Here is a 16,952-nt window from a genome sequence, read left to right as displayed (position 1 = left end):
GCCAAAAGCTGACTTCTCCTTTCTTTGTGCGCTTAGTGCGTGATCGCATAGTGAACGAGCTGAAGGATTTTCTGTCGTAGGGTATCCATCCCTAGATTCTTGGCAACTGAGACAAAAACGGCCTGAGGATATTCGTCTTTTGCGACCTCTAGAGCGTCAGTGTCAGTTTGATCTAGCTTGTTAAACACCAGCAAAATTGGACCAGGGGCAATCGGCATTTGACCCAGTAGCTTCATTACAGAGTGAATGTGGTCTTTCCAAGCATGATGCGACGCATCGACCACATGAATTAATGCATCAGCTTCGGTGACTTCTTCTAATGTGGCACGAAAAGCATCCATCAGTGCCGGAGGAAGATCTTGGATAAAGCCTACGGTATCAGTGAGCACAAGTGACTGGAGCTCATGAGTCTCTTCGTCATTGATAACAACGCGGCGGGTGGTAGGATCTAGCGTGGCAAAAAGCTGGTCGGCTGCGTAAACCTCTGATTCCGTCAGGTGATTCAGCAAAGTGGATTTACCAGCATTGGTGTAGCCGATGATGGCAACGGAGGGAACTGAGTTAGCCTGCCGCCGCTGTCGCAGGCGAGTTCTATGAGCCTGAAGCTGGTTGACCTCTGCCTGCAGACGGGTGATGCGTTTTTGAATAGCGCGGCGTTCGGTTTCCAGCTTAGTTTCGCCAGGCCCTCTAGTCCCGATACCACCACCAAGTCTAGACATCGCCTGACCACGCCCAGTCAATCTAGGGAGTTGATACTCTAGCTGCGCAAGTTCGACTTGTAGCTTACCTTCTCCCGATTTGGCACGTTGGGCAAAGATATCCAGAATAAGTTCAGTACGATCAACCACGCGAACGCCAACGTGTTTTTCCAAATTACGGATTTGGCCGGGTGAAAGATCGCGGTTGAAGACGATCAAGTTGGCTCCTAGCGTTTGCACAGAAAGGGCAATCTCGTCGACTTTACCAGCGCCGATGACCGTTTGAGGGTGGGGACGCGATCGCTTCTGCTTAGTCACCTGTAAAACATCACCACCCGCTGTTTCTACGAGTCGTTCAATTTCAGCTAGCCCGTTCCTAAATGACTCCTCTGCCATTTTTTCAGTTAGTAGACCGACCACCAAAACGCGATCATGGTCGCTGTCTACCTGCTGAGCAATAAATTCTCGCCGAAACTCCTCTTCTAAACTTTCAGCAAGATTTAGAAAGTCCTGCTGATCTAGCGCTTCAAGGCTAAGTGGGTCTGAGACCGCCCACTGCTCTTTGGGGTTAGGCACTAGATGAGCAAGATAGGCATCACGAATGTAGCCGGTCGCTCCGCCACCCTTACGTTTGAAGCCTGTACCGGTCAAAGTCAACAACGCCATAGCATCTAGCCGCTGGATTGCCATGGCTGTCAGCACACTGTGGCTTGGCGGCTCTAGCTTAAGTTGTGTCGCGATGCAGCGAATGCCGCACAGTCGTTCTGCACCATAGCGAGGCAGCTCTAAAACCGGAATCTGAGTTTTACGAGGACTGCCGACGCCTACTCGGATGACATGACCACGCCTATCGACATACGCACAGATCGCTTGATTGATATCGGTACTAACCGCAGCCAATCTCTGCGCGAACTCCGGCGTTGTTACCCGATCTATCGGTAACCGCTGGTGATAAATTCTTTGAAGCTCTTTTAGCTGGCTAGACTTTAGACCTTTGAGCTCGCCGTAGATTTTTTCTATGGGATGTTCCTGTAGCACTTTAGTATACGTGCTTTCTATTTTAAGGAATCGGCTAGGGATGAATGGGCGATCGCCTACCAAGCGTCACATTTGTCTACTAAATATTTGTCTACTCAGTCGTTTAGCAGCACCAATATATAGTACAAAAGGTAGTACGATTATTTTTGGTCTTGTTCCCTTATCTCCAATCCCTTATTTCCAATTGGAAAATATGTGTCTTAGGACATATGATGCGTCAGGATATATACCATCAGGATACAGACACAGATCGGTAACAGTACCGATATACCTTAAGTAGATCCACATATCCTAAATAGATACTTAGTCAATATTTAGGATATTTGGCACTTAATAAAAGAGGCGCTATTATGATGCCTTGATTCATCCTCTCTGCTCCGTAGTTTACAGAGCTTCTGAGGTTTGCTGTTACTTTATCCAGCCGGCCTGCTTCACTTATTTTCTGAGGCTGATGGCTCTAGAGCACTGGCTTTGGAGCAGAGTATATAGCCCATATGTTGTTCACTCGGAAGACTTAGTTATGGCGACAGACACACAAACAGAAAGTACTATCTTTACTGAAAACAACGACTCAATCGGCGGCAGTTCTCCCACCGACTCTGGGTCTGCCGAAACAATGGAGCAAATCAAGCGAGTTACTGCGCAGGTCGTAGACAAGCTCGGCGATCTAGATAAATACTTCGGTGAATTTTTTCAAGAATACAAGCGCCCCTTAATTGCCCTAGGACTGTTCTTTAGTCTGTTTCTTTCTATCAAACTGACTTTGGCCGTTTTAGAAGCAATCAACGATGTGCCCGTTCTAGCACCTTTGTTCGAGCTAATCGGCCTGCTATATAGCGGCTGGTTTGTGTATCGCTATCTGCTTAAAGCATCGAACCGCAGCGAGCTAGCTAGCGAAATTAACGCGCTCACAGACCAGGTGTTAGGCCGCACTTCTCGGCTATAGGGACACTCTCTAGGTTAGGCAACAAGTCTGCTCCGCTTGGATGGTGTTTGTATCTTGCGCAAGACAACACTACGCGTAGCCTCTATATCTCTATACAAGATTCACTTTAATATAGGGAATACAAGGATAGAGGCTACATGGATCGCGGCTACATGGATCGCACAGACTTGTAAGCACAGACTTCTTTGGGAACAGACTTCTTAAGGGTATATCGCGCACATCGTTTCTGTATCTACCCTCTCTATACCGCTGATCCTTTGATGGACTCGGCGGTATTTTAGTAGAGATCCGAACCTCGTCCTACCTGTTGAGTGAAGAGAGGACTTCTATACTAGGTAGATGGATAAAAGCAGCGCTTGCTCACTCTAAATAAATTGCAAGCACAAGCATACGAGGCATTGAGGCCGTGGAATTAAACAAAGAAGTCATGCAGGCGGTGGAATCTCTCGATTATCGGGTGACGGTAGGGGATGTTGCGACCAAGGCGGGACTAAATGTTGAGGTAGCGCAGCAAGGACTACTAGCGCTAGCTTCTGAGACGCAAGGACATATGCAAGTCTCAGAGACGGGAGAGATCGCCTACGAGTTTCCTAGAAACTTTCGCGGTGTGCTGCGAAATAAGTACTGGCAACTGCGCGCTCAAGAAACACTGTCTAAAGTGTGGAGCGCACTGTTCTACGTGATTCGCATCTCGTTTGGCATCATGCTGATGGTTTCGATTGCGATAATTTCGATCGCAATTATTGTCTTAGTCATCGCAGCGAGCAGTCAGGGTGGGGGTAACAGCCGTGATAATCGCAGAGGAGGGGGTGGGTTTGTATTCTTCCCAACGAACTTTTTTTATCTATTCGACTTTAACTACGGGCGCGGCAGATACGGGCGTGGCAGAGGGCGCTACCCGAATCGAGGCACTAGTCGGTATGGTGGCAGCTACAGTGGCGGCAGAGGTCGTTCGTCTCCTTCTGGGGAGAAGCTACCGTTCCTAGAAGCAATCTTCTCCTTCTTGTTTGGAGACGGTGATCCAAACGAGGACTTGGAAGAGCGGCGATGGCAGGCGATTGGTAGTGTGATTACGAATAATGGTGGTGCGATCGCTGCCGAACAAGTCACTCCCTATTTAGACGATCTAGGCGAAGGCTCAGATCGGGAATACGAAGACTACATGCTGCCTGTACTTACTCGCTTCAACGGTCAGCCGGAGGTGAGCCCAACTGGCGATATGGTCTACTACTTCCCAGAGCTACAAGTATCTGCGATGCAAAGGGGAAAAGCAGCTGTTAGTGCCTATCTCAAAGAAACTAAGCGAAAATTTACCAGTGCCACCTCTGATCAGGTGATGATCTCGATCGCTCTAGGCGCACTGAATCTTGTAGGAGCGCTTGTGCTATGGAACCTCTTACAAACTGCTACCGTTGATATTGAATTCATCGCCTTTGTAGAGTCTATTTACTGGCTGCTTGCAGGCTATGGTACAGCGTTTCTAGGTCTTCCCTTAATTCGCTACTACTGGATGCTAAGACAAAACGCCAAGATTGAAAAAAGAAATGAAGAAAGAGCGATAAGAGCGACAACTCTCAATCGTTTGGGCGCTGCTTTCCAGCAGAAGTTGGCCTTTGCTAAGCAATTTGCAGCTCAAAAAGTGCTGAATGAGCGTGATGCTGTTTACAGTACAGAGACAGACCTAGCAGAGCAGGGCGGTGATCCTGATGAGGCAGACTTCTTACGTAGGCTCAATGAGATTTAAGTGAGCGGTCTTAATTGGCTTTCAATTGGGAATTAGCTCAAGCATTAGGTCGTAAGAGCGGCGCTAGGTTAAAATCGCTCCACCCATTAGCTTCTGATAGCGACGTTCCAGCTCTTTCTCCATCAGTGGCCAGCGAGTGAGTCCATCACCGGATTCGCTTTCTTGCGCTAACACGTTACCAGCAGCAGTGCGCGCTAGCTCCAAAACGTCCTGATCTTCTACTAAGCTAGCTAACGCAAAGTCGGGAAGTCCAGACTGACGAGTGCCTAGTACCTGACCTGGCCCGCGAAAGCGCATATCCATCTCAGAAATAAAGAAGCCATCTTGCGATTGTTCCATCACCCGCAACCGCTGCATGGCCACATCGCTCTTACTATTGGTCATTAGTAGGCAAAAAGACTGATCGCCACCGCGTCCGACTCGGCCACGTAGCTGATGGAGTTGTGAAAGGCCAAACCGCTCGGCATGTTCGATTAGCATAACCGTAGCATTAGGAATGTCTACGCCGACCTCAACAACGGTGGTAGAGACCAGAATTTGGGTCGTCTGATCGCGAAAGGCACTAATCGCAGCGTCTTTGTCGACAGAGCTCATTCGCCCATGTAGCAATCCCACTTGAAAATCGGGAAAGATGGTTTCTTGCAGGCGATCGCCCTCTTCAATAGCAGAGCGCAAATCGAGTTTCTCAGACTCCTCCACTAAAGGCAGCACAATATAAACCTGACGACCCTGAACGATCTCTCTACGAATCAAGTCGTAGGCATCAGAACGTTCTTTGGCGCCAAGTACAGTTGTCTTAACTGCTTTTCTTCCCGGCGGCAGTTCATCGATTTGGCTAACATCAAGATCACCGTGGATAGTCAATGCCAGGGTACGCGGAATCGGCGTAGCTGTCAGTGTCAGCACATGGGGGTTATCCCCTTTCTGCTGGAGCTTAGCGCGTTGGGCAACGCCGAAGCGATGCTGTTCGTCAATGGTGACTAAACCCAGGTTGTGAAATTGAACGGGATCTTCAATCAGTGCGTGGGTGCCTACTAGAACAGGCAATTCTCCGGTGAGTAGCTCACTATGAATTTGTCGCCGCTTTGCGGCTCTAGTCGAGCCAGTCAAAAGTTCTACAGGTAAATGCAAAAGATTGAACCACTCAACTAGCTTACGGTAATGCTGCTCGGCTAGAACCTCTGTTGGGGCCATGAGCGCTGCCTGATAGCCAGCTTGAATAGCAGCCAAGATGCCGACGACAGCGACAACGGTTTTACCCGATCCAACGTCACCTTGAACTAGCCGGTTCATAGGAGCTGTCTTTTGCAGATCATTCAGGATTTCTTGAGCGACACGCTGCTGAGCATTGGTAAATTGAAAGGGAAGGACTTTGTAAAAGGCTTCGATTAGCTGGCCAGTCGGGGCCACCTGGACGCTAGTCTGGGCCTGTTGCTGGGCGGCACGGCGGCGAAGCAGGCCTAGCTGAAGATAGAAGAATTCATCAAAGACTAGACGACGGCGGGCAACTGCTAGCGCTTCGGTACTCGGTGGGAAGTGGATATGAGCGATCGCCGCCGCCAGCTCTACTAGCTCATACTTTTGCCGCAGTGCGCTTGGCAAGGGATCGCGCAGTTCCACCACAGCCGGCAAAGCCGCCACCACAGCCTTGCGAACAATATCTGCGCCAACGCCTTCTGTGAGCGGGTATACCGGCACGACTCGGCCTACCGTTAGCGAGGCGATCGCCTCATCAGGGCCACCTAATACTTCAATCTCTGGGCTATCGATATTGATGCCGTACTTCGTCTGCTTCACAAGTCCAGAAATAGCCACAACCGCACCCGGTGGATACAGACGCTTTTGCCTTTCCTGCCAGCCTCTAGAGCGAAAATGAGTCCCTGCTAGAAATCGACTGATCTTCAGCCGAGAGGTCGCGTCATACACCGTCATCTCGAAGATCGTCAGCTTAGAATTGCGCGGACTGTTGAAGCAGCTGCATTTTTTAACCGTAGCCACGAGCGTGACCGTTTCGCCAGGAACCAAATCTTTTATTTTGACTTGACGTGCATAGTCAATATAGTCACGCGGATAATAAAACAGGACATCTCGCAGGCTCAGCAGCCCTAGCTTTGCTAGCTTCTCGGCTTTGTGTGCACCGATCCCTCTGAGATAAGTCAGCGGTTTATCAAGCGGATGAGTGGAATCAGGCCGATTAACTAGACCAGTAACATCAGTAGTCTTAGGCGATCTAGACTTACGCTTACTCTCGGTCGCTGTCTTAGCTCGGCTACTTTTAGCGCCAGTACCTTTAGTATCGATTGTGTAGGGAGCGTTGCCTTCTGCAAGCAGTGGTAAGGAATTGGCAGCCTGTCTGGCACGATGCAAAAATCTTCTGGTGTCAGCGACTAGATGCTGCCGCGCAGAAAAAGACAGCTCAGCGTAGCTATCAAACCGTCGGGCTAACTCTTTCCACTTATCGCTACTCAGATGAGAGGAAAAATTGTCAGAGAAAATAGTGTAACCACTCAGCAGGCTGCTAGCTAGAAACTCGCTAAATAGTTGCTGATGCCCTTTTGTGTTGTTAAATCCTCGCTCCGACTCTATACTCAGCGCCTTCTGTAGACGTACCCAGTCAGGTAGGGTCGAATCGGATGGCGTTGATGGCTGGGCCTGCAGCTTTTGAGTGGTTGTTGGCTCCATCGATCTAAGGCTGATATTCTAAGGCTGATATATTTCAAGGCTAATCTCTATCTTGAGCTGTCCAGCTTGATCGCCAAGCATCCTCAGCCTTAGATGTTTCTAGCGATCGCTGCGTTTTGGTATATCGAGTCCCCAATCGCTTGAGGGTAGAAAGTTCTTTGCGCAGGCGAGTCCTCCAAGCAGAGACCGTGGGGTCGGTAAAGGCCACTTCACTGAGTTGTAGGTTGATTACCGCGAGTTCTGGTAGTGTATCAATCTCTACCATATCGTGTGGAGCCAGATGACGAGGGGAAGAGGCTCTACTAGATTTAGAACGAGAAGGTGTGGAGCGGGAAGACGTGGAACGAGCCTGGTTTGAAGGCGATCGCCGTCGCCGTTTATCAGATTTGGGTCCAGGTAGCTCTCGCTCACCCTCACGCACTTCATCAGATTTGACTCCGACTTCTCCGTGCATCACCCTGACAGAAACCATCACCACATTCGGCACCGCATTCACCGGTTCGCCAATTCCTTGGGAATCGGTCGCTGCCGCCATCAGGGCCTTCGGAAAGCTAGGCATCACCTTAGCCTTCTGCAGCAATTCGTTGACTTCATTCGAGATAGTCTTAAACACATCTCGAATCCCTTTTTCCATCAGCATTTGCTGTCTAAACAGATGAACTGGTGCAAGCGGCTGTTCATCGTCACCGGTTGAATCTTCTACCGTAGAATGCCTAGCGAGTCCTTTTAATGCAGTCAGCAGGTCTTCTTCATCAGAGATAGTTAGGCGCTGCTCAGCGGCAGGCACCTCCATCTCAAAATCTAGTTCTTCGTCATCTAAGCTCTCCTCTGACTCAGAGTTTACTGAGTCGGAGAAATCCATATCTTCCAAATCAACTGCTGTAAAGGCGTCGGCGTCGGGTTGACTAGATTGCATGAAAAGGCTCTCACTAGGCGTTGAGTCGCTCTCGTCATCTCCTTCAGCAGTCGGTATATCTTCCCAGTCTTCCATGATTTCCGACTCATCTATGTCAGACACGTTAGAGGAGTGATCGCGCTTGCGCCGATCTAATCTATCTAGACTTCTATCTAGACTGTCTGAGCGCTGATCCAACTGAGCGACTTCCGAGAGTTTCTCTAACAGATCGTCACTACTGTCTCCTGGTGCATGGACAATTGCACTAGAAGATCTAGACTCTAGTAGTCGATGCAAGAATTCTAAGCCACTATTGCGCTGTGGACGGCGACTCATTTTTTTAGCGCGTGCTCTTTGTTGCTGAAGCTGAGACTGAATTTGAGCAGCTAGAATCTGCAAAGCCTTTTGCAGCTCATTGCGTTCCTTCCAAGACAGCGTTAGAAATTTATCAGGATATGCCTGCGTACATAGATGATAGGCCGCTGACATCAGCTGCTGCTTACTCGCTTCGGCAAGCGCATTCAAATAGCCATCATAGATTGGTTCTAGCGCGATCGCCATATCTTCAGTACGCTGCTGGAGCAATCCCAACTCTTTTTCAATTTGGCTGCTTGCTTTAACCATATGCTCTCTCAAACGTCACTCATACTGATAACGGCAGCTGAGCTAATCACAGCTGATCGAACTTCATAGACGTGGCTATACCATAGCGATTCTGCCGCTAGATCGCTTAAGACTCGATCAATATCTCTATCATTCACAACACTAATATCGTTTACTCTCCTATCTTGAAATGCTACACCGCTTAGTTGATAGTGCCTAATTTGCAAACGTGTCCAACCTATTCAAATCATTTTCTCTAAATCAAAGAAACTAGAGAGCCGCTTGTTGCTTGTAGATTAGTTTGCGTAGTTTCCAATCGGGAATGTACTTAAGATATCTCTTTAAAGGAATACATCCGACACCAGCTATACAAACAAGGCGAACAGATCTAGCAAAGCGAGGTGCTCTTACCGCTGCCTTGGTAAGCATTCTCTAACGCTGTACGGCGACGACGCGGGTTCCTGCCGTTGCTAGTCAAGTTAGCTATCGTTTTATATGGGTTTTAACCGGTAGGACTATCCTACCCGACCTGGCAGATTCGATAGTTTGCACAAAACAGCAAAAGCCGGACTCTCCATTTCAGGAAGAACCCGACTTAATTGCTAGCTAACAAGCTATTTTGAACACAAAAGTGCACAGCTAGGTTAACGAGAAACCGTTAACGAGAAACCATTCGGAAGTTAATCGACCTACTGCTTGCCAGTTTGAGCAGCAACCTCATCTGCAAAGTTCACTTCTTCTTTCTCGATTCCCTCACCTAATATAAATCGAGAAAACCGACGAATCTGAATATTCTCACCCAGCTTAGCAACTGCCTGCTTAACAAGTTCTTCGACGGTGATGTTCTGATCTTTGATAAAGGGCTGATCAACCAAAGACAGTTCCTTAAGACGCTTATCAATTCGACCCTGAACAATCTTTTCTTTGATGTTATCTGGCTTATTGCCAAGGTCGTCACGACCCATCTCAATCGCCTTTTCACTCTCAGCGAAATCCGTAGGGATATCGGAAACCCTGACATACTGAACATTAGGCGAAGCGGCAATCTGCATCGCCACATCCTGTGCTAGCGTTTTGAATTCTTCGCGACGGGCAACAAAGTCTGTTTCACAGTTGATCTCAACTAGGACACCTACTCGACCACCCGTATGAATGTAGCTATGAACTAGCCCTTCAGAAGCAACTCTGCTTTCTTTTTTAGCAGCAGACGTAATGCCCTTTTGTCTGAGCCATTCAGTCGCCTTTTCGACATCCCCGCCGCTTTCTTTCAGCGCTTTTTTACAATTCATCATGCCTGCGCCAGTTTGATCGCGCAGCGCTTTGACTTGCTTTGCAGAAATTTCTGCCATCGTGCCTCCGTTCTATCGTTAAGTAAGCTTGTCAAGTATGACTTATCAGTTTCCCTACCCAAGCCAAGAAGCTGTCGTTGAGCCCCTTTGTGTGCCAAACAATCTCTTAGGCACCCTTCAGTAGAGGAAACGTTAAGCAAAGAGTAATCGCTTCTGTATCAGTTCAAGTTAAGAAGCAATTACCCTTTGCTGGTTGGCAAGCGGTTAGCTGTCGGCACTAGGTGCTTCGTCAGCAGCATTCGCATTGAGCTCTTCACCTTCATCGTTGTAATCTGCGCCATCATAACCGTCATAGATATCAGCAGCATGAGCAGAAGCCGTACCACTGCCACTAGCCGTATTGCCACCAGTAGAACCTTCGTATATTGCGTCGGCTAATCGACCGATTACTAGCTTGATAGCGCGGATCGCATCATCGTTACCAGGAATAGGAACATCGACAACGTCTGGGTCGCAGTTAGTGTCTAGCAAGGAGATAATCGGCAGACCCAACTTCTGGCATTCTTGGACAGCGTTGTATTCACGGCGAACATCTACAATAATGACGGCATCTGGAATCCGACGCATCGTCTTAATACCACCTAGGTACTTTTGCAGTTTGTCTAGCTCGCGGCGAAGCATAGAACCTTCTTTTTTCGGACGCATAGCTAGGGCGCCAGACTGCTCCATTCGCTCTAGGTCTTTGAGCCTATCTACGCGGGTTTTGATTGTGCTCCAGTTGGTGAGCATGCCACCTAACCAGCGCTGATTGACGTAATAGGAACCACATCGGCTAGCTTCTTGCGCAACGATTCCAGCAGCCTGACGTTTGGTTCCCACGAATAGAAAGCTTTTACCGCTTTCTGCAGACTTTAAAACATATTGATACGCTTCTTCGAGCAACGTAGCCGTTTGAACAAGATCAATGATATGGACACCATTTCGGGAGGTGAAGATGTATTCGTCCATCTTCGGATTCCAACGTCTGGTTTGGTGGCCAAAATGTACGCCTGACTCTAATAGGTCAGACAAAGATACGACTGGCATGAATTTTCTTTTCCTTTATCGGGTTAAAACCTCCATCTGGCTGCATCCAGTCAAGACAAATGAGTCCACCGAACACCCGAAAATCCAGATGTGTGAATTTAATAGAGCTTTAGTAGGGTATCACAACGAGCTAGGGGCTTGCAGAAGGGTTTTCCGTACACTCTGATCTTCTTGTAAGGATTTGCTTGGTAAAGAGGCTTTTTAGGAAGTGACTATGGAAAGTGACTGTCTCTCTAAAGACACCAAAGAAATAGAGGGAAAGGGTTGTATAGCTTTGAATCTTCAGAATCTATGCGATGTTGTTTGGGCAACGCCTGGATAGCTGGGCAACCTAAGGAGGCGCGTATCTGCCTTTGCCCAGTAGGGTCAGGAAATATACGCAAAAACACTCACCGCATTTTTCTCGAGGCGAACCGAATGAGTCAGTTGCCATCGTCAAAGTCACCGTCACCTAGGCCGGCGATACCGCTACCACCGCCACCACGGACTAAACGTAACCTGTCGCCCAATTTGCCGCCGACCGTGCGATCGCAACGTTCATCCGCGCCCGGGTCTCAGGGAATTCAGTCGCCCCCTACGGCAGCTACGCCAGCTGCTGAGCATCGAGCGGCCCCACCGCCCATAGAAGAGCCGACAGAGGGACAGGGTGATGGGCCAACGTTAGAGCAGATTGTTCGTAAGGCTTTTGACGAGGGCTATTCAGATATTCATGTTGGCGTAGGTGAGGTGCCGCGCTATCGAAACAGAGGCGAAATTAGCATTACGGACTTTCCGGTAGCAACACCAGGGATGTTCGAGAGCTGGTTGACAGAGATTCTGACGCCTGAGCAAATTGAAGAGTTTAAAGAAACCCTTGATTTTGATGGCGCAGCTCAGTATGACTTTTCGCGGGTACGAATCAATATTTTTGACAGTCTGAAGGGTCCATCGATTGTGATGAGACTGATTCCAGTTGAGATTTTGACGATAAAGCAGCTCAATTTGCCATCAATCATTAGAGACATATGTCACTACCACAAGGGTCTAGTACTGGTGACAGGGCCGACGGGTTCAGGCAAATCAACAACGATGGCAGCCATGATTGACTACATCAATAAAGAGATGCCAAAGCACATCATTACCATTGAAGATCCGGTGGAATTTGTTCACCAGAGTCAAAAGTCATTGATTAAGCAGCGAGAAGTTGGTGTGCATACGCGCGAATTTGGCAACGCACTCAAAGCATCCCTGAGAGAAGATCCTGACATCATTTTGGTAGGGGAGATGCGCGATCGCGAAACTATCGAAATTGCACTCAAAGCTGCTCAAACTGGTCACCTTGTTTTTGGCACGTTGCACACTAACAGCGCTGTAAAAACAGTAGAGAGGATCTTGGGGATGTATGAGCCAGAGCAGCAAGCACCCATTCGAGTGGCGATCGCAGAATCTTTGGTTGGTGTGATTGCTCAAGGGCTGTGCCGCACTACTGACGGTAAACGCGCTGCCTTCCACGAGATCTTGATCAACACGGACGCAATCAAGGACTATATTTTGCGAGGTCAGCTCGATGAAGTCGAAGCTATCTTGCCAAACTGTACCTTCGATGGAATGTGTACGATGAACCAGTCGCTATATGCGCTGTACGAAGCCGAGCGGATCACTGAGGAGACAGCCTTGGAACTTTCACCGAAGCAAAACGAAATGGCCCAGATGCTACGCGGTCGCATCTAGTTCAGATAAGGACAACCTAATCTGAACCTAATACGAGGCGCTTAAACGAGAAGATTCCATCTGATTGTTCAGGCGCCTTTCTCTTTCTTTGGCAATTCCTATCTTCAGCTGGCATGACTTAAGTTTTTGAGAGCCACCGATGCCAAGCTTTTGACAGTAGCTTCCACCGACTTTCGACCCATGTCAAGATGCGATCAATCCACTTTAAAGCGGTCTCCAAGGGATGCTCAGTATATTCAAACGCGGTCACCCGTGTATCTATGCATCTATTTGTGGCAGCGATCGGATCAATCTCTGAACTAGGCGTAGTACGCAACTCACCTCCAGTAACACCTCGAGGCAAAGGGACAGAATTCACAAAGTCCAAACTTAATTGTCTCAATTGTGAACTGATTGGTAGTTCACTACCTGTAGTATCTGGCAGAGCAGTAAAAGCACTCTTCAGCTTTCTCGCGTTCCACTGACTCTTCAAACTGGCAACAGCTTCTAGCAACGCAACCCAAAATGAACGCGTTGATCGAACTAAGCTATCGTTAGCTCGATGAGAAAGTTCATTGTTCGTGAGGAGGTTAGAAGATTGTGCAGCGTCCACCAGATCCAAACTCAGCTGTCTCGATTGAGAACTGCTTGGTAGTTCACTACTTGTAGGATCTGGCAAAGTGGTAAAGGCAGCCTCCAGTTTTCTCGCGTTCCACTGACTCTTCAAACTAGCGACGGCTTCTAGCAACGCAACCCAAAATGAACGCGTTGATCGAACTAAACTATCTTTGACTCGATAAGAAGATCCCTTGTTCGCAAAGAAACTAGCAGATTGAGGAGTAGGGGCGATCGCATTCTCATCGTTTTTCTGATGAAGGTTTTCCTCAGCGCCAGCAAGCACCATCCTGCCTATCGCCGCTCGCACGACGCTCACTGCCGCCACAAATCTGGAGATGGACTTTGCAGCAGGCTTAGACATAGCCTGCTCAGTCAAACTGACTGTTTCCTTATGCTCAATGCCATTGTCGGTAGAGGCTAGAGAGCGAGACGACAGTCTCAATTCCTTATTCCCTGATGATCCCCTACTGCCTGCAGATACCAATCGGCTGATCGCCTTTGAGAAAGCTGTTGGCAAACGTCGTTTCACCATAGACTGTTGCAACTGCAGCCTAGCTGACTGAGACAGTCTAGCCACGGCATACACTGGGGTCATTGCTAACACAGCCCCCACCTCAACGCCTAAAGCCACGGTTGATCGCGTATTCATTACAGCTCGGCGGTGTCGGTCAAGGCCTAAACGGTACTGCCCGATCAAAAACCGTAATATATTGCTTTGATACGGGCCAGACATACCAACACCGCCCACCTCTTCTTTATCCCAAGTTTACCGGAAGTCATGGCCCTAGATCTTGTTCCCCTTCTCCCAGCTGATTTACAAAGCAGTCTTGATCGCCTCCGAAAGCTCAACACTCAGAATATTCAAACTGAATGGCAATATCTCCTGGAAACGCCTAAGGATAAGCTCACTCCTACAGATCTTTTCGCAACAGCTACCGCGCTTCATTGGCCACTCGCATCTTTAAATGATCGTCAGCACATCGCTTGGGACAAAGGACTACAGATTCTTTGGCTTCATCAAATCATCGAAGTCCCGGCTCACCTACAGGGATACCCGCTCTCAGGTTTAATCCTTAGACTCTCACTGACGTGGTGGGCAGAAGATGCCCAAATTTATGTTGATGGAGCGCTTGTACAGTCAGGTGATTTGTTTGAGTGTTTTACCCGCCTCTGCTTGAGTGAAAGTGTGCAAATAGGGCAGACCTTTCAAGTAGCTGTTCGCCTGGTTAGTCCTAATCACGACAATGGCGCATTAGTTCGATCACATCTCACCTACGAACTTCCCCCGCATCACCCGACCCCCGAGCCTAGCTTTATTGCCGACGAACTGACTGTTCTTGCCACTCTAGAACCCGACAGCCAGCCAGAAATTAAAGCTGCGATCGCTCATCTACCTTGGTCGACGCTATCTCTCTCTTCATCCCATTCGCACCAAACCGCCCTTGACCTTTGGGACACCCTCTCCTCTCAAGTTGCTATCCCCGCAAGCGTTCATCCTTTTCAACAATCCCTTAGCGATCTTCGCCGAGACCTAAAGCACTACAGCCTAAAACTTAAAGCTAGGCAAATCCAGTGCGTTGGGCACGCTCATCTTGATATGGCTTGGCTCTGGCCCATCTCCGACACTTGGGAAGCTGCCGAACGCACCTTTCGCTCTATTCTCAACCTACAAGCAGACTTCCCCGACCTTACCTATACCCATTCCAGCCCTGCTCTCTTTGAATGGCTAGAACACAATCGCCCTGAACTGTTTTCACAGATTCAGAGCAAAGTTGAAGAAGGCAGTTGGAGTATAGACGCCGGACTTTGGATCGAACCGGAACTTAACATCATCAGTGGAGAATCCATCGTTCGCCAAATTCTCTACGGTCAGCGCTACTGCCAAGAAAAATTCGGCAAAATAAGCAAAATCGCTTGGCTTCCCGATTCTTTCGGATTCTGCTGGCAGCTACCCCAGTTGCTTACCCAAGGCGGCATCCAAACCTTCGCTACTCTCAAACTTTCTTGGAACGATACGACCGACTTTCCTCATTCGCTCTTCTGGTGGCAGTCGCCAGATGGCAGTCGCATCCTTAGCCTCATGCTTCCCCCCATCGGCACCGATATCGATCCTATCAAAATGTCTACTCACGCCAAAAACTGGGAGGACCATACCGGTATAACAGACACGCTATGGCTTCCTGGTTTAGGCGATCACGGCGGTGGACCTACTAGAGACATGTTAGAAAAAGCCGGGCGCTGGCAAAAGTCCCCTTTCTTCCCAGAACTCAACTTCACTACCCCAAACCAATATATAGAATCACTCGCCCATTCCTCGACGCCTCTACTCCCCAACAAATCTCCTAGTGATCAAGTATCTAGTCAAGACTCCCTACCTATCTGGGAATCCGATCTCTACCTTGAGCTTCATCGCGGTTGCTATACCACTCATGCCGACCAAAAACAGAGCAATCGTCAGAGCGAAGATCTCCTCTATCAAGCAGAGGTATTTGCCACCATTGCTCAAATCACAGCCAATTGTTCCTATCCAAAAACCGACATCGAAGCAGCTTGGAAGATCCTGCTCTTTAATCAGTTCCACGACATATTACCTGGTACTTCCATTCCTGAAGTTTTTGAAAAGGCGAACAACGGTTGGCAGCAGGTCCAACAAATCGGACAAAGCGTCTTAGATGAGAGCTTGAAGGCGATCGCCTCTACCATCCAATTCCCATCTCCACCGCATCGTGAAGCAAAACCTATCCTTGTCTTCAACCCGCTCACCTGGTCACGAGACGCCGTTATCAGCTTCGATTTGTCAAAGATAGATCCAGAAAAAAAACAGCTCGATTGGATAGTTTATGATCCAAACTACCAAGTCATTCCCAGCCAAAACGCTCCAGAACTATCCAATAAAAAAGCACCACACCAGATCTCGTTCTTGGCCTCAGACATCCCGTCCCTTGGCTACCAGTGCTATTGGATCCGTCCCACGAATACGCCTAACGATTCACCTAGATTAACGAAATACGTTCTCGAAAACGAATTCCTTAGAGTTTGCGTCGACTCGCTGACCGGCCAGATTGCTAGCCTGATAGAAAAGAGTACTCAGACAGAAGCCTTCAGCAGCTTAGGCAACCAGCTACAACTGTTCCGTGACCAAAGTGGCTACTGGGATGCCTGGAACATCGCTCCAAATTACGAGGAACATCCACTACATAGCCTTGAACTATTCTCAGTTCAATGGCATGAAACAGGTCCCATTAGACAGTGCATACGCGTTACCTACAAGACAGAGGTTTCCCTTATTGAACAAGACTACATACTTGATGCAGCTACACCATTTCTTGTTGTCAGCAATCGAATCATCTGGGCAGAAACTCAGGTTTTGTTAAAAGTAAACTTTCCCCTTACTGTCTCATCCGATGTAGCAACCTATGAAATACCTTTTGGGGCAATCACTCGAAAAACCATTCCCCAAACCGCAGCAGAAAAAGCACAGTGGGAAGTTCCCGCACTATGCTGGGCGGATATAGGCGATCAAAACTTCGGTATCAGCATCCTCACCACCTGTAAGCATGGCTTCGATGTCAGCTCCAACCATATTCGCCTCACCCTTCTCAAATCTTCTATCTGGCCCGACCCAACAGCCGACCGCGGCACTCATCGCTTTACCTATGCTATC

The 16,952-nt window shown here is 48.6% G+C and carries 10 protein-coding genes (1 of these 10 cut by a window edge); 4 read left to right on the top strand and 6 right to left on the bottom strand.

All coding sequences use genetic code 11. The features are described 5' to 3' along the window. Window positions 1-32: 32 nt before the first annotated feature. Window positions 33-1,655 (bottom strand): GTPase HflX, encoded by a 1,623-nt coding sequence (hflX, locus tag S7335_RS05885; protein WP_227500048.1) that lies wholly within the window; start codon window positions 1,653-1,655, stop codon window positions 33-35. A 601-nt stretch (window positions 1,656-2,256) separates the two neighbouring features. On the opposite strand from hflX, the gene S7335_RS05880 reads away from it, so the two are divergent. Next, the gene (locus S7335_RS05880; RefSeq protein WP_006454553.1) at window positions 2,257-2,682 is read left to right on the top strand and encodes a CAAD domain-containing protein; all 426 of its coding nucleotides are present in this window, start codon (window positions 2,257-2,259) and stop codon (window positions 2,680-2,682) included. Window positions 2,683-3,088: 406 nt separating this feature from the next. Continuing rightward, a complete protein-coding gene (locus S7335_RS05875) occupies window positions 3,089-4,426 on the top strand; it encodes a hypothetical protein (RefSeq protein WP_006454042.1) in 1,338 nt (445 codons plus the stop codon). A gap of 63 nt (window positions 4,427-4,489) precedes the next feature. Here S7335_RS05875 and recG read toward each other — a convergent pair whose 3' ends face one another. From recG to rpsB, 4 genes are all read right to left on the bottom strand, one after another. Next, a complete protein-coding gene (recG, locus tag S7335_RS05870) occupies window positions 4,490-7,108 on the bottom strand; it encodes an ATP-dependent DNA helicase RecG (RefSeq protein WP_006456196.1) in 2,619 nt (872 codons plus the stop codon). 40 nt (window positions 7,109-7,148) lie between these two features. Then, complete coding sequence (locus tag S7335_RS05865; protein ID WP_006457448.1) at window positions 7,149-8,627, bottom strand: hypothetical protein; 1,479 nt, start codon at window positions 8,625-8,627, stop codon at window positions 7,149-7,151. Between the two features lie 668 nt (window positions 8,628-9,295). Then, window positions 9,296-9,955, bottom strand: coding sequence for a translation elongation factor Ts (gene tsf, locus S7335_RS05855; protein WP_006456993.1), 660 nt, complete (start codon window positions 9,953-9,955; stop codon window positions 9,296-9,298). Between the two features lie 204 nt (window positions 9,956-10,159). After that, window positions 10,160-10,981 carry a 30S ribosomal protein S2 gene (gene rpsB / locus S7335_RS05850; RefSeq protein ID WP_006454632.1) on the bottom strand — a complete coding sequence of 274 codons (822 nt, stop codon included), beginning with the start codon at window positions 10,979-10,981 and terminating at the stop codon, window positions 10,160-10,162. A gap of 417 nt (window positions 10,982-11,398) precedes the next feature. Between rpsB and S7335_RS05845 the strand changes: the two genes are divergently transcribed. Further along, a complete protein-coding gene (locus S7335_RS05845; RefSeq protein ID WP_006454545.1) occupies window positions 11,399-12,691 on the top strand; it encodes a type IV pilus twitching motility protein PilT in 1,293 nt (430 codons plus the stop codon). A 118-nt stretch (window positions 12,692-12,809) separates the two neighbouring features. Here S7335_RS05845 and S7335_RS05840 read toward each other — a convergent pair whose 3' ends face one another. Next, the gene (locus S7335_RS05840) at window positions 12,810-14,021 is read right to left on the bottom strand and encodes a hypothetical protein (protein WP_006454100.1); all 1,212 of its coding nucleotides are present in this window, start codon (window positions 14,019-14,021) and stop codon (window positions 12,810-12,812) included. Between the two features lie 45 nt (window positions 14,022-14,066). Between S7335_RS05840 and S7335_RS05835 the strand changes: the two genes are divergently transcribed. Then, on the top strand, window positions 14,067-16,952 hold the 5' portion of the coding sequence (locus S7335_RS05835) for an alpha-mannosidase (protein ID WP_006455616.1). The gene runs 399 nt beyond the window's last position; 2,886 of the gene's 3,285 nt are visible here — the first part of the coding sequence; the start codon lies at window positions 14,067-14,069; its stop codon lies beyond the right edge, outside the window.

It is taken from the genome of Synechococcus sp. PCC 7335, from assembly GCF_000155595.1.
Lineage (GTDB): Bacteria > Cyanobacteriota > Cyanobacteriia > Phormidesmidales > Phormidesmidaceae > Phormidesmis.
This window is presented reverse-complemented; position numbering and strand designations above follow the sequence as displayed.